Source organism: Bradyrhizobium sp. BRP19, assembly GCF_020194195.1.
Classification (GTDB): Bacteria; Pseudomonadota; Alphaproteobacteria; order Rhizobiales; family Xanthobacteraceae; genus Bradyrhizobium; species Bradyrhizobium yuanmingense.
Genome location: NZ_JADYVZ010000001.1, coordinates 169,864 through 184,671, shown reverse-complemented (window position 1 = coordinate 184,671; position 14,808 = coordinate 169,864). Strand labels below are relative to the sequence as shown.

Sequence of the window (14,808 nt, the reverse complement as noted above, 5' to 3'; positions counted from 1 at the left end):
GCGCCTTTCGCGTCAGTCGGAGCCGTGCGTCCAAGCGTTCACATTTGCTTGCGGCCCGTGTAAGACCCGCGGCACCGATCAGCCCCAACGAACGGAAGTGGACATCATGACCGCCATCATCGACATCATCGGCCGCGAAATTCTCGATAGCCGGGGCAATCCCACCGTCGAGGTCGATGTCGTGCTGGAGGACGGGGCGCTCGGCCGCGCCGCGGTTCCGTCCGGCGCCTCCACCGGCGCCCATGAGGCCGTGGAACTGCGCGACGGCGACAAGGCGCGCTATCTCGGCAAGGGCGTGACCAAGGCGGTCGGCGCCGTCAATGGCGAGATCTTCGAGGCCCTGAGCGGCCTCGATGTCGAGCAGCAGGCCCAGATCGACCAGATCATGATCGACCTCGACGGCACGCCGAACAAGAGCCGGCTCGGCGCCAACGCCATCCTCGGCGTCTCGCTGGCCTGCGCCAAGGCGGCCGCGAATTCGCTCGACATGCCGCTCTATCGCTACGTCGGCGGCACCTCCGCGCGCCTGCTGCCGGTGCCGATGATGAACATCATCAATGGCGGCGTGCACGCCGACAACCCGATCGACTTCCAGGAATTCATGATCCTGCCGGTCGGCGCCTCGAGCTTTGCCGAGGGCCTGCGCTACGGCGCGGAAGTCTTCCACACGCTGAAGTCCGAATTGAAGAAGGCCGGCCACAACACCAATGTCGGCGACGAGGGCGGTTTCGCTCCGAACCTGCCGTCGGCGGACGCCGCGCTCGACTTCGTCATGAACGCGATCGGCAAGGCCGGCTTCAAGGCGGGCACCGACATCATGCTCGGCCTCGACTGCGCCTCGACCGAGTTCTTCAAGGACGGCAAATACGTCTATGAAGGCGAGGGCAAGACCCGCTCGATCTCCGAGCAGGCGAAGTATCTTGCCGACCTCGTCGCGCGCTATCCGATCGTGACCATCGAGGACGGCATGTCGGAAGACGACATGGACGGCTGGAAGGAGCTCACCGACCTGATCGGCAAGAAGTGCCAGCTGGTCGGCGACGACCTCTTCGTCACCAACGTCAAGCGCCTTGCCGAAGGCATCAAGACCGGCCGCGCCAACTCGATCCTGATCAAGGTCAACCAGATCGGCACGCTGACCGAGACGCTCGCCGCGGTCGAGATGGCGCACAAGGCCGGCTACACCTCGGTGATGTCGCACCGCTCCGGCGAGACCGAGGATTCCACCATCGCCGACCTCGCGGTCGCCACCAATTGCGGTCAGATCAAGACCGGCTCCCTTGCAAGGTCCGACCGGACCGCCAAATACAACCAGCTCTTGCGCATCGAGCAGCAGCTCGGCAAGCAGGCGCTCTATGGCGGCAGGGCGGCACTGAAGGCGCTGGCGTAAGCCGGCGTCTCCATCCGCGCGAACAGAAGGACAGGGGAGGATCGACATGAGTGACGGCAAGACCGGACTGGAATTGCGTTCGCTGCTCAAGAAGAGCGGCGAGCTGGAATTGTCTCTCGTGACGGTCCCGATCGCGGAGCCGGCCGACGATGAGGTCGTGGTTCGCGTCGAGGCCACCCCGATCAACCCGTCCGACCTCGGGCTCCTGATCGGTCCCGCCGACATGTCGGCCGCCAAGGCTTCCGGCAGCAAGGAGATGCCGGTCATCACCGCCACGATGCCGGAGGCGGCGATGCGGATGATGGCGGCGAGATTCGATCAGTCGCTGCCGGTCGGCAACGAGGGCGCCGGCACGGTGATACGGACCGGATCGTCGGATGCGGCCAAGGCCCTGATGGGCAAGACGGTGTCGATGATCGGCGGCGCGATGTACACGCAGTACCGCGTGCTCAAGGTCCGCGACGTCATGGAGCTGCCGCCGGGCACCACGGCGGCGGACGGCGCTTCCTGGTTCGTCAATCCGCTGACTGCACTCGGCATGACCGAGACGATGCGGCGGGAGAACCACAAGGCGCTCGTGCACACGGCCGCAGCCTCCAATCTCGGTCAGATGCTCAACAAGATCTGCATCAAGGACGGCATCGGCCTCGTCAACATCGTCAGGAACAAGGAGCAGGCCGACATCCTGCACAAGATCGGCGCAAAGTACGTCGTGGATTCCAGCGCGCCCAGCTTCATGGACGATCTGACCAACGCGCTGGTCGAGACCGGCGCCACCATCGCCTTCGACGCCATCGGCGGCGGCAAGCTGGCGAGCCAGATCCTGACCGCGATGGAGATCGCGGCCAACAAGACCGCGAAGGAATACAGCCGCTACGGCTCCAACGTGTACAAGCAGGTCTACATCTATGGCAGCCTCGACACGCGGCCGACGGAGCTGAACCGCTCGTTCGGGCTCAGCTGGGGCGTCGGCGGCTGGCTGCTCACGCCATTCCTTCAAAACATCGGCCCGGCCGAGATCGGCCGCCTGCGCCAGCGCGTGGCATCCGAGCTCAAAACCACCTTCGCCAGCCATTACACCAAGGTTGTCTCGCTCGCCGAGGCGCTCGATCCCGCCAATATCGCAGTCTACGCCAAGCGGGCCACCGGCGAAAAATTCCTGATCAACCCGAACAAGTGATCGCTTCGGACCGTTACCGACGGACATCAGGCCGCCGCTTGGCGGCCTGATTGCTGTTGATCTTGGCCGGATGAAGCGCGCGCGCACCCATTTCCAGAAACGCAGCGTTTCCAAATCGGACCAGTTCATGCACTTGCATCTATTGGCCCGGATGGCTTAAGTGCCGTTCCGGCATTTCCGCTCGAGCCTTCAAGGACACCCAATGGCCTACAACATCGTCACGATCGCTGGCAGCCTGCGCAAGGACAGCTTCTCGCTCAAGATCGCCAATGCGCTCGCCAAGCTTGCGCCTGCCTCGCTCAAGCTCGAGGTGATCACGCCGGCCGGCATCTCGTTCTTCAACCAGGACCTCGAGAGCGCGCCGCCCGCGGACTGGCTCGCCTTCCGCGAGAAGCTCAAGACGTCGAATGGCGTCCTGTTCGTCACGCCCGAATACAACCGCTCGATCCCGGGCGTTCTGAAGAATGCCATCGACGTCGCCTCGCGCCCCTACGGCAAGAGCTCGTTCCTCGGCAAACCGGTCGGCATCATCTCTAATTCGCCGGGGCTGCTCGGCGGCGTCAGCGCGGCCAAGCATCTGCAGAACATCCTGCCGGGCATTTCCGGTCCGGTCCTCCAGCAGCCGGAAATCTATCTCAGTAGCGTCGGCGATGCCTTCGATGCGGACGGCAACCTGACCAAGGACTCCCTCAAGACGGTGCTGCAGCAATACATCGACGCCTTCGCCGCGCATGTGGCGAAGAATCAGGGCTGAGCTTCCGGCCAAGCCGACGCTCCGTCATGCCCGGGCTTGTCCCGGGCATCCACGTTCTTCGTTATCGCCGGCAAAGCACGTGGATGGCCGGGACAAGCCCGGCCATGACGCGTCGTGGGGATAGTGCCTCTTTCTGGCAATTAGCACTCCCTTAACCAACCTGTCCCATCTTCCGAAGATGGTCTCCCGCGCGCGCCTGAAATCGATCCTGACCGGTCTTGCCCTCTATGCGATGGCGGCGGCGATCGTTGGCTATTTCGGCGTCAACGCCTACACCGGCAAATACGGTCTCAACGCCCGCCAGGAGCTCGACCAGGAGATCATCGCGCTGACCAGCGAGCTGGCTCAGCTCAAGCGCGAGCGCGCCAGAAGCGAACAACGGGTGTCGCTGCTGCGGTCCGAGAAGATCGACCCGGACATGCTGGACGAGCGGGCGCGCTTCCAGCTCGACTATGTCCATCCGCGCGATCTCGTTCGAATGATCCCGGCGAACTAGCGGCATCCGCAGCTTTCGAACGCCGCAGGGAAAGTCGCTGCTGACATCCGACCACCACAACTTTGCCTCCTCCTGCGAAGGTCGTAACCCCCGAACCGGGCGGTTCCCTTGACGGCGGCGCCGCGGCGGGCTCATGCCTTTGCTGGCGCGCGCTGAAGTTGACGCAGATCAACCGGGGAGCACCGGCGCGTCCTACAATCGATATCCGGAGGAAACTGTGATGAATGGGACAATGCCCCGGCATCACGCGGCCCGCGTCGAGGCCGCCATCGCGTCAGGCCAGGCGGCCCGGTCCGCGCTCGTGGCCTCGTGGCGCCGTTCCTCCCGATTGCACCATCTCGATCCCGGCGGCCACGCCGCGCCGATGCGGCTGACCGAGGCCGAGCTGCAGCAGGCGCGCGAGCGCATCGCGCCGCTTCTGGCGGCCGCCCAGGGCGCCATGGACCGGCTTTATCAGGCTGTCGGCGCTGCGGGCTGCTGCGTGCTGCTCGCCGATCGCGAGGGCGTGCCGGTCGATCGCCGCGGCACGGTGGCGGACGATGCGACGTTTCAGTCCTGGGGCCTTTGGACCGGTGCACTCTGGAGCGAGGAGCACGAGGGCACCAACGGTATCGGCACCTGTCTCGTCGAGCAGCGTCCGCTGACGATCGATCGCGACCAGCACTTCTTTGCGCGCAACACGCTTCTGAGCTGCACCGCCGTTCCGATCTACGATCACGAGGCGGCGCTCGCGGGCGTGCTCGACGTCTCCTCCTGCCGCGCCGACCGCACCGACGCCTTTGCCAGCCTGATCGCGCTCGCGGCAGGCGAGGCGGCCAGGCGGATCGAGGCCGACCTGTTTCGCAAGGTCTTCGCCCATGCCCGCATCGTGCTGACACAGGCGGCGGATGGAAGCTGCGGCGGCCTCGTTGCGGTCGATGCGGACGATCTCGTGATCGGCGCAACGCGCTCCGCCCGGCTGGCGCTCGGCATCGCGCCCGGCGGTGCGTTGCGGCCGGTGCCCGCGGCCGATCTTCTCGGCGGCGATGCCGCGCGCGATCATCTTGCCGGCGGCCAGCGCGCGGTGCTGCAGCGGGCGCTGCTCCGCGCCGGCGGCAATGTCTCCGCCGCCGCCAAGGCCCTCGGCGTCAGCCGCGCCACGCTCCATCGGAAGCTGAAGCGGTTCGAGCTGAACCACTGAGTTCATCCGTCATTGCGAGCGCAGCGAAGCAATCCAGAATCTTTCCGCGGAGGGACTCTGGATTGCTTCGCTGCGCTCGCAATGACGGTAGGGTGGCCGTGAGCGCTCCATCTCACGCTTACCTCGTCCACGACTGTCGCAGTTCTGCGACAGGTCCGCCCCACCATCGCTTCCGCCCGGGCTGACAGAAAACACCTCCCGCATCATCGTCGGCGCAAGTCGCGAACAGGCGACGACAAGCGCAAACAGCAACATCGGGAGTGATCAATGAACAAGGTGGAATTCCTCAGCGTCACCAAAGTGCCCTTTGCCGAACGCTACGACAATTTCATCGGCGGCAAGTTCGTCGCGCCGATCTCCGGGAAATATTTCGACAATGCCTCCCCCCTGACCGGCCGGGTGGTCTGCAAGATCGCGCGGTCCGACGCGCAGGACATCGAGGCAGCGCTCGACGCGGCGCATGCCGCCAAGTCCGCCTGGGGCTGCACCAGCGTCGCCGAGCGCGCCGCGGTCCTGAACCGGATCGCCGACCGCATGGAAGAGAACCTCGAGCGCCTCGCGATTGCCGAGACCTGGGACAACGGCAAGCCGATCCGCGAGACGCGCGCCGCCGACCTGCCGCTCGCGATCGACCATTTCCGCTATTTCGCCGGTGTCGTCCGCGCCCAGGAAGGCTCGATCGGCGAGATCGACCACGACACCATCGCCTATCATTTCCACGAGCCGCTCGGCGTGGTCGGCCAGATCATTCCCTGGAACTTCCCGCTTCTGATGGCCTGCTGGAAGCTCGCGCCGGCGCTGGCCGCCGGCAATTGCGTGGTGCTCAAGCCCGCCGAGCAGACCCCGGCCTCGATCATGGTCTTCGCCGAGGTGATCGCCGACCTGCTGCCGGCAGGCGTGCTCAACATCGTCAACGGCTTTGGCCTCGAGGCCGGCAAGCCGCTGGCGTCGAGCCCGCGCATTGCCAAGATCGCCTTCACCGGCGAGACCACGACGGGCCGGCTGATCATGCAATATGCCAGCCAGAATCTTATTCCGGTCACGCTAGAGCTCGGCGGCAAGTCGCCCAACATCTTCTTCAAGGACGTCACCGCCGAGGACGACGATTTCTTCGACAAGGCGATCGAGGGATTCGTCATGTTCGCGCTGAACCAGGGCGAGGTCTGCACCTGTCCGAGCCGGGCGCTGGTCCACGCCGACATCTATGACCGCTTCATGGAGCGGGCGCTCAAGCGCGTCGCTGCGATCAAGCAGGGCGATCCGCGCGATCCCACCACCATGATCGGCGCGCAGGCCTCCAGCGAGCAACTCAGCAAGATCCTCTCCTATATCGACATCGGCAAGCAGGAGGGCGCCAAGGTGCTGGCCGGCGGCGGACGCGCCGATCTCGGCGGCGATCTCACCGGCGGCTTCTACGTCCAGCCGACCGTGTTCGAGGGCCACAACAAGATGCGAATCTTCCAGGAGGAGATTTTCGGCCCCGTCGTCTCGGTCACGACCTTCAAGACCGACGAAGAGGCGCTCGCGATCGCCAACGACACGCTCTACGGCCTGGGTGCCGGCGTTTGGAGCCGCGACGCCAATCGCTGCTACCGCTTCGGCCGGGAGATCCAGGCCGGCCGGGTCTGGACCAATTGCTACCATGCCTATCCCGCCCATGCGGCGTTCGGCGGCTACAAGCAGTCGGGCGTCGGGCGCGAGACCCACAAGATGATGCTCGATCATTACCAGCAGACCAAGAACCTCCTGGTCAGCTACAGCCCGAAGAAGCTCGGCTTCTTCTGATCGGATCGGAGAGGGCGGCGCCGCTTCGGCGCCGTCCGCTCCGCATGTCGGGATTGGCGTCGTGCACCGTTCTTGATCCGGTCACGAATCTGCGCGCGCGATGGCGCTCATAGATTTGTTGCCCGATCAGCGCCAAAGATTTTGCAATATTTCGATCACGTTGCAGTGCGGCATAATGAAAGTCGTGCCATGCCGCCGCGGTGCTTTCCAAGGGCGTTTGACTTGGGTTAGAGAGGGCGAAAGTTTTCTCTGACCCGGAATTCCCATGGCCGCACCCAAGAAAGCCGCCGCAAGCGCTCCACAGGACAAGACCGACGGCGGTTCGCCCCCGGAATTCACGAAGGAGCAGGAACTCAAGGCGCTCCGCGACATGCTCCTGATCCGGCGCTTCGAGGAAAAGGCAGGCCAGCTCTACGGCATGGGCGCCATCGGCGGCTTCTGCCACCTCTATATCGGCCAGGAGGCCGTGGTGGTCGGCATGCAGATGGCCCTCAAAGAGGGCGATCAGGTCATCACCGGCTATCGCGACCACGGTCACATGCTCGCGACCGGCATGGATGCCAACGGTGTCATGGCCGAGCTGACGGGACGTCGCGGCGGTTATTCCAAGGGCAAGGGCGGCTCCATGCACATGTTCAGCAAGGAGAAGCACTTCTACGGCGGTCACGGCATCGTCGGCGCCCAGGTCTCGCTCGGCACCGGCCTCGCCTTTGCCAACCACTATCGCGGCAACGACAATGTCAGCGTCACCTATTTCGGCGACGGCGCGGCCAATCAGGGCCAGGTCTATGAGAGCTTCAACATGGCGGAGCTCTGGAAGCTGCCGGTGATCTACGTCATCGAGAACAACCGCTACGCCATGGGCACCTCGGTCTCGCGCGCCTCGGCGCAGCAGGATTTTTCCAAGCGCGGGGCGTCATTCAACATCCCGGGCAAGCAGGTCGACGGCATGGACGTCCGCGCCGTGAAGGCGGCGGGCGACGAGGCGGCGGCCTGGTGCCGTGGCGGCAAGGGTCCCTTCATCCTGGAGATGCAGACCTATCGCTATCGGGGCCACTCGATGTCCGATCCTGCAAAATATCGTACGCGCGAGGAGGTCGAGAAGGTTCGCCACGACCAGGATCCGATCGAGCAGGTTCGCAATCGGTTGCTCGCCGCCAAGGTCAGCGAGGCCGATCTCAAGGCGATCGACGCCGAAGTGCGCGACATCGTCAACGCCTCCGCCGATTTCGCCCAGCATGATCCCGAGCCGGATGCCGCCGAGCTCTGGACCGACGTGTACCGCTGAACGCGCGCAAGCTTTCTTTGGAGAAGATATGCCAATTCAAGTGCTGATGCCCGCGTTGTCGCCCACGATGGAGAAGGGCAACCTCGCCAAATGGCTGAAGAAAGAGGGCGAGACGATCAAGTCCGGCGACGTCATCGCCGAGATCGAGACCGACAAGGCGACCATGGAGGTCGAGGCGACCGACGAGGGCACGCTCGGCAAGATCCTGATCCCCGAGGGCACGGCCGACGTCGCGGTGAACACCCCGATCGCGACCATCCTCGCAGACGGCGAGAGCGCGGCTGATCTCGCCAAGGCACCCGCAGCGGCGGCGAAGGCTGCGGAGTCCGCGCCGCCGGCCGCAGCAAAGGCCGAGGCGCCCACGCCGAAAGCCGCTCCTGCTCCGCAGGCCGTCGCCGAGCCGGATCCGGAAGTCCCCGCTGGCACCGAAATGGTGACGCAGACCATCCGCGAAGCGCTGCGCGATGCCATGGCCGAAGAGATGCGCCGCGACGCGGACGTGTTCGTGATGGGCGAAGAAGTTGCCGAATATCAGGGCGCCTACAAGGTGACCCAGGGCCTGCTCCAGGAGTTCGGTGCCAAGCGCGTGATCGACACGCCGATCACCGAGCACGGCTTCGCGGGCGTCGGCGTCGGTGCCGCGATGACCGGTCTCAAGCCGATCGTCGAGTTCATGACCTTCAACTTCGCCATGCAGGCGATCGACCAGATCATCAACTCCGCGGCCAAGACGCTCTACATGTCCGGTGGCCAGATGGGCTGCTCGATCGTGTTCCGCGGTCCGAACGGTGCGGCCGCGCGCGTTGCCGCCCAGCACAGCCAGGACTATTCGGCGTGGTATTCGCACGTCCCGGGCCTCAAGGTGGTCGCGCCGTATTCCGCCGCGGACGCCAAGGGCCTGCTCAAGGCTGCGATCCGCGATCCCAACCCGGTGATCTTCCTCGAGAACGAGGTGCTGTACGGCCACACTGGCGAAGTCCCGAAGCTCGACGACTTCATCATCCCGATCGGCAAGGCGCGCATCGTGCGCGCCGGCAGTCACGTCACGATCATCTCCTGGTCGAACGGCATGACCTATGCGCTGAAGGCTGCGGACGAGCTCGCCAAGGACGGCATCGAGGCCGAGGTGATCGACCTGCGCACGCTGCGCCCGATGGACACGGAGACCATCATCAACTCCGTGAAGAAAACGGGACGTGCGGTTACGGTGGAAGAGGGGTGGGCCCAGAGCGGCGTCGGCGCCGAGATCGCCGCGCGCATCATGGAGAACGCCTTCGACTATCTTGATGCGCCGGTGACGCGCGTGTCTGGCAAGGACGTGCCGATGCCCTATGCCGCGAACCTGGAGAAGCTCGCGCTGCCCTCGGCGGCGGACGTCGTCGAAGCCGCCAAAGCCGTCTGCTACAGGTAGATCATGGCAGGCCCCAAGGAGCAGCCACTGCCGCCAGACGTCATGACCCGCGACGACGCGGTCGAGATCCTGCGCGTGTTCGTCCTAGATGGTGGGCTGTCGATGGCGTTCCAGCGCGCCTTCGAGGAGCCGGACATGTGGGGCCTCCTGCTCGTCGATCTCGCCCGTCATGCCGCGCGCGCCTATGCGCGCGAGAGCGAATATACCGAGGAGGACGCGCTGAACCGGATCCTCGACATGTTCCAGGCCGAGATCGAGCGTCCCACCGACACGGGCACCACCACGCCACGTGGCAAGGGGCACTGACCATGGCGATCGAAGCCCATCATTACGATTTCATGCTGGAGGCGATCCGCGAGGCGGAAGCCTCGATCGCGCAGGGCGGCTTGCCGATCGGCGCGGTGCTGACGCGCGACAACAAGATCATCGCCCGCGGCCACAACAACCGCGTGCAGGAGAACAATCCGATCCTGCATGGCGAGATGAGCTGCCTGCGCGAGGCCGGCGCGATCTCGTTCCACGACACCGTCATGTACACCACGCTGTCGCCTTGCTCGATGTGCGCCGGCGCGCTCGCGCTGTTCAAGGTCAAGCTGGTGGTGATCGGGGAATCCGTCACCTTCGAAGGCTCCAAGGACATTCTCGACAAGTTCGGGATTCCGTGGATCGACCTTGCCGACGACCGCTCCATCACCATGATGAAGAATTGGCGTTCCATCCCAACCAATGAGCGCCTGTGGCAGGGCGACATCGGCAACTAAACCTGGTCTGTTCGTCTTCACATCGAGGACGACGTTTTTGAGAAGTTCTTCTTGAGGTCAGCATGCCCATCAACATCCTGATGCCCGCTCTCTCGCCGACGATGGAGAAGGGCAACCTCGCCAAGTGGCTGAAGAAGGAGGGCGACAAGGTCAAGTCCGGCGACGTCATCGCCGAGATCGAGACCGACAAGGCGACCATGGAGGTCGAGGCGATCGACGAAGGCACGATCGCCAAGATCCTGGTGCCAGAGGGTACGCAGGATGTCCCAGTCAACGACGTGATCGCCGTGCTCGCCGGCGAGGGCGAGGACGTGAAGGCTGCGGGTAGCGCCAAGCCCAGCGCCTCGGCCGCGCCGCCAAAGGCCGCTGAGGCTCCCGCTGCGCCGGCTCCCGCGCCTGCGCCTGCCGCACCGAAAGCTGCTGCGCCCGCCGCGGCACCCGCGCAGCAGGCTGCAGCTCCGGCAGCGCAAGCCAATGGTCATGGCGGCCGTGTATTCTCGTCGCCGCTGGCGCGCCGTCTCGCCAAGGAGGCCGGCATCGATGTCGCCATGGTCGCCGGCACCGGTCCGCACGGCCGCGTGGTCGCCCGCGACGTCGAGCAGGCCAAGTCCGGCAAGGGTCTGAAAGCGCCCGCCGCGGCACCGTCAGGCGCGCCTGCGATTGCGCCGACCATGTCGGACAAGCAGATCCTGTCGCTGTTCGAGCCCGGCTCCTACGACATCGTCCCGCATGACGGCATGCGCCGCACCATCGCCCAGCGCCTGACCGCATCGATCCAGAACGTCCCGCACTTCTACCTCACCATCGACTGCGACATCGGCAAGCTGCTCACTGCCCGCGAGGAGATCAACGCCGCCGCGCCGAAGGACAAGGAGAAGAAGCCGCTCTACAAGATCTCGGTCAACGATTTCGTCATCAAGGCGATGGCGGTCGCGCTGCAGAAGATCCCGAACTGCAACGTCAGCTGGACCGAAAGCGGCATGGTCAAGCATCACCATTCCGACGTCGGCGTCGCCGTCGCGATGCCCGGCGGCCTGATCACGCCGATCATCCGGAAAGCGGAGACCAAGACGCTCTCGACCATCTCCAACGAGATGAAGGATTTTGCCGCGCGCGCCCGCTCGCGCAAGCTCAAGCCGGAGGAATACCAGGGCGGCACCACGGCCGTTTCCAACCTCGGCATGTACGGCATCAGCCACTTCACTGCGGTGATCAATCCGCCTCATGCCACGATCCTTGCGGTTGGCACCAGCGAGGAGCGTCCCGTGGTGCGCGGCGGCAAGATCGAGATCGCGCACATGATGAGCGTGACCTTGTCCTGCGATCACCGCGCCATCGACGGCGCGCTCGGCGCCGAGCTGATCGGCGCGTTCAAGCAGCTGATCGAAAACCCCGTGATGATGATGGTCTGAAGCGGCGGCAGAGGGGGCAACCTTGCATGTCCGGACCCGCTGGCCATGGATATCGCTATTGCTCGGAGTCATCGTCGCGCTCCACCCCGTCGGGCTCGATTTTCTTCACTCTGCGTTCTTTGCCGGCGAGCAGCTGGCACGGAACATCGCCCAGCCGATCGTGCTCACTGCGCTTGCCACCATAGTCCTGGTGGTGCTGCTCGAATGGCTGGTGAGGTCTTTTCTGGTCAAGCGCCGCGCCCGCGGCGCTTCTTGAGTTGAACGGGAGCCGCTATGGCCGACACATCCTTCGACGTCATCATCATCGGCTCCGGCCCCGGCGGCTATGTCACCGCCATCCGCGCCGCGCAGCTCGGCTTCAAGACCGCGATCGTCGAAAAATCCTATCTCGGCGGCATCTGCCTCAACTGGGGCTGCATTCCGACCAAGGCGCTGCTGCGTTCGGCCGAGATCTACCACTACATGCAGCACGCGAAGGACTACGGGCTCTCCGCCGAGAAGGTCTCGTTCGATCCGAAGGCGGTGGTGCAGCGTTCGCGCGGCGTCTCCAAGCGCCTCAACGACGGCGTCGGCTTCCTGATGAAGAAGAACAAGGTCAGCGTGATCTGGGGCGCGGCCTCGATCGATGCGCCCGGCAAGGTCACGGTGAAGAAGTCCGACGTCGAGGGCCCGAAGGGCGCGCTAGGCGAGGGGACCTACCAGGCCAAGCACATCATCGTCGCCACCGGCGCGCGGCCGCGCGTGCTGCCCGGCCTCGAGCCGGACAAGAAGCTGGTCTGGACCTATTTCGAGGCGATGGTGCCGGAGCGGATGCCGAAGTCGCTGCTGGTGGTCGGCTCCGGCGCGATCGGCATCGAGTTCGCCTCGTTCTTCCACACCATGGGAAGCGACGTCACCGTGGTCGAGGTGCTGCCGCAGATTCTGCCCGTCGAGGACGTCGAGATCGCGGGCCTCGCCCGCAAGCGGCTGGAGAAGCAGGGCATCAAGATCATGTCCTCGACCAAGGTCACCAAGCTGGAGAAGAAGGCCGACAGCGTCCTCGCCACCATCGACGACGGCAAGGGCAAGCCTGTCACATCAGAGTTCGAGCGCGTGATCTCGGCGGTCGGCGTCGTCGGCAACATCGAGAATCTCGGCCTGGAAAAAGTCGGCGTGAAGACCGACCGCGGCATCATCGTGGTCGACGGCTACGGCAAGACCAACGTCCCCGGCATCTACGCGATCGGCGACGTTGCCGGCCCCCCGATGCTGGCGCACAAGGCCGAGCATGAGGGCGTGATCTGCGTCGAAGCGATCAAGGGCCTCAATCCGCATCCCCTCGACAAGAACATGATCCCGGGCTGCACCTATTGCCACCCGCAGGTTGCATCGGTCGGCTTGACGGAAGCCAAGGCCAAGGAGAACGGCCGCGAGATCCGCGTCGGCCGCTTTCCCTTCGTCGGCAACGGCAAGGCGATCGCGCTCGGCGAGGATCAGGGCCTGGTCAAAGTCATCTTTGACAAGAAGACCGGCCAACTGCTCGGGGCCCACATGGTCGGCGCGGAGGTCACCGAGCTGATCCAGGGCTACGTCGTCGCCATGAATCTGGAGACGACGGAAGAAGAGCTGATGCACACGGTCTTCCCGCATCCGACCCTATCGGAGATGATGAAGGAAGCCGTGCTGGATGCGTATGGACGGGTGTTGAACATTTGAGGGGCGAGCGCGTCGCCCGCCGCCGTCATTGCGAGCGAAGCGAAGCAATCCAGACTGCTGCTGCGGAAAGATTCTGGATTGCTTCGCTTCGCTCGCAATGACGAGCAGAGAGAGCTGTTTGCAGAACAAGAAGGAAATCATCCCATGCACGACAACGACAATCTCACCATCGAACGTCCGACCTTCGTCACCCATCTCGAATGCGCGATGGAGGGCGATCATTACGCGGCCGACGAGGTTCACAACCTCTCCAAGGCCGGCAAGCCGCTTCTGGTCCGCTACGACCTCGCGGGCGTGAAGAAGGCGCTGACCAAGGATGCGCTCGCCCAGCGCCCAGGCGACATGTGGCGCTACCGCGAGCTCTTGCCCGTGCGCAAATGCAAGGACATTGTCTCGCTCGGCGAAGTCACGACGCCCCTGGTCCGGCTGCCGAAGCTCGGCGCAAAACTCGGCGGCGGCGAGATCATTGTCAAGGACGAGGGACGGCTGCCGACCGGCTCGTTCAAGGCGCGCGGCCTCGTGATGGCGGTGTCGATGGGCAAGGCGCTCGGCATCAAGCACATGGCGATGCCGACCAACGGCAATGCCGGCGCGGCGCTGGCGGCCTATGCCACGTCCTGCGGCATCAAGACCACGATCTTCTGCCCGGCCGATACGCCCGAAGTGAACGTCAGCGAGATCGAGCTGCAGGGCGCGACCGTCTACCGCGTCAACGGCTATATCGACGATTGCGGCAAGATCGTCGGCGAGGGCAAGGCGAAAGTCGGCTGGTTCGACACCTCGACCTTGAAGGAGCCGTACCGCATCGAGGGCAAGAAGACGATGGGCCTCGAGCTCGCCGAGCAGCTCGGCTGGGACGTGCCTGACGTGATCTTCTATCCGACCGGCGGCGGCACCGGCCTGATCGGGATGTGGAAGGCGTTCGACGAGCTGGAGAAGATCGGCTTCATCGGCTCAAAGCGCCCGCGCATGGTCGCGGTGCAGGCCTCCGGCTGCGCGCCGATGGTGCGCGCCTATGAGGCCGGGACCGAGCATGCGACGCGCTGGGAGGACGCACACACCATCGCCTCGGGCATCCGCGTGCCGCAGGCAATCGGCGATTTCCTCATCCTGCGTGCCGTGCGCGAGAGCAAAGGTTTTGCCATTGCCGTCGATGACGACAAGATCTCGGCGGCGCTGAACGAGGTCGCGCGCGAGGAGGGGCTCTTGCTCTGCCCCGAGGGTGCCGCGACCTACGCCGCCTACAAGGAAAGTCTCGCCGACGGCCGGGTCAGCAAGACCGATCGCGTCATGCTGTTCAACTGCGCGACCGGGCTGAAATATCCGCTGCCGCCGGTCACCCGCACGCTCGATCGCCACAAGCCGATTGACTATTCGAAGTTCTAACTGGCTTCTCCCTCTCCCCGTTCTTACGGGGAGAGGGTCGGGGTGAGGGGCTGCTTCCGCAAACACAGTG

The 14,808-nt window shown here is 64.8% G+C and carries 14 protein-coding genes; all 14 read left to right on the top strand.

Features of this window, described 5'->3' with window-relative positions; all coding sequences use genetic code 11:
* The first annotated feature begins 106 nt into the window (after positions 1-106).
* Positions 107-1,390, top strand: a complete 1,284-nt coding sequence (eno, locus tag I6F36_RS00900) for a phosphopyruvate hydratase (RefSeq protein WP_036009930.1) — start codon at positions 107-109, stop codon at positions 1,388-1,390.
* 46 nt (positions 1,391-1,436) lie between these two features.
* Positions 1,437-2,570 (top strand): zinc-binding dehydrogenase, encoded by a 1,134-nt coding sequence (locus I6F36_RS00895; RefSeq protein ID WP_225170889.1) that lies wholly within the window; start codon positions 1,437-1,439, stop codon positions 2,568-2,570.
* A 202-nt stretch (positions 2,571-2,772) separates the two neighbouring features.
* Complete coding sequence (locus I6F36_RS00890; protein WP_225112505.1) at positions 2,773-3,324, top strand: NADPH-dependent FMN reductase; 552 nt, start codon at positions 2,773-2,775, stop codon at positions 3,322-3,324.
* Positions 3,325-3,502: 178 nt separating this feature from the next.
* Entirely contained in the window at positions 3,503-3,820 is a 318-nt protein-coding gene (locus I6F36_RS00885; RefSeq protein WP_025036496.1) for a septum formation initiator family protein, read from the top strand.
* Between the two features lie 220 nt (positions 3,821-4,040).
* Entirely contained in the window at positions 4,041-5,000 is a 960-nt protein-coding gene (locus tag I6F36_RS00880; protein ID WP_036009867.1) for a GAF domain-containing protein, read from the top strand.
* A gap of 267 nt (positions 5,001-5,267) precedes the next feature.
* Positions 5,268-6,785, top strand: coding sequence for an aldehyde dehydrogenase (gene adh, locus I6F36_RS00875; RefSeq protein ID WP_225170888.1), 1,518 nt, complete (start codon positions 5,268-5,270; stop codon positions 6,783-6,785).
* Positions 6,786-7,050: 265 nt separating this feature from the next.
* Complete coding sequence (pdhA, locus tag I6F36_RS00870) at positions 7,051-8,073, top strand: pyruvate dehydrogenase (acetyl-transferring) E1 component subunit alpha (protein ID WP_225170887.1); 1,023 nt, start codon at positions 7,051-7,053, stop codon at positions 8,071-8,073.
* 28 nt (positions 8,074-8,101) lie between these two features.
* Entirely contained in the window at positions 8,102-9,484 is a 1,383-nt protein-coding gene (locus I6F36_RS00865) for a pyruvate dehydrogenase complex E1 component subunit beta (RefSeq protein WP_036009859.1), read from the top strand.
* A 3-nt stretch (positions 9,485-9,487) separates the two neighbouring features.
* Entirely contained in the window at positions 9,488-9,790 is a 303-nt protein-coding gene (locus tag I6F36_RS00860) for a DUF5076 domain-containing protein (RefSeq protein ID WP_008547332.1), read from the top strand.
* A 2-nt stretch (positions 9,791-9,792) separates the two neighbouring features.
* Positions 9,793-10,245: a nucleoside deaminase gene (locus I6F36_RS00855; RefSeq protein ID WP_225112501.1), complete on the top strand. Its 453-nt coding sequence runs from the start codon at positions 9,793-9,795 to the stop codon at positions 10,243-10,245.
* A gap of 62 nt (positions 10,246-10,307) precedes the next feature.
* Positions 10,308-11,657, top strand: coding sequence for a pyruvate dehydrogenase complex dihydrolipoamide acetyltransferase (locus I6F36_RS00850; protein ID WP_036044339.1), 1,350 nt, complete (start codon positions 10,308-10,310; stop codon positions 11,655-11,657).
* Between the two features lie 49 nt (positions 11,658-11,706).
* A complete protein-coding gene (locus tag I6F36_RS00845) occupies positions 11,707-11,913 on the top strand; it encodes a hypothetical protein (protein ID WP_225171080.1) in 207 nt (68 codons plus the stop codon).
* Positions 11,914-11,930: 17 nt separating this feature from the next.
* Positions 11,931-13,352: a dihydrolipoyl dehydrogenase gene (gene lpdA, locus I6F36_RS00840; protein WP_225170886.1), complete on the top strand. Its 1,422-nt coding sequence runs from the start codon at positions 11,931-11,933 to the stop codon at positions 13,350-13,352.
* A gap of 144 nt (positions 13,353-13,496) precedes the next feature.
* Positions 13,497-14,738, top strand: a complete 1,242-nt coding sequence (locus tag I6F36_RS00835) for a threonine synthase (protein ID WP_036031649.1) — start codon at positions 13,497-13,499, stop codon at positions 14,736-14,738.
* The last annotated feature ends 70 nt before the right edge of the window (positions 14,739-14,808 follow it).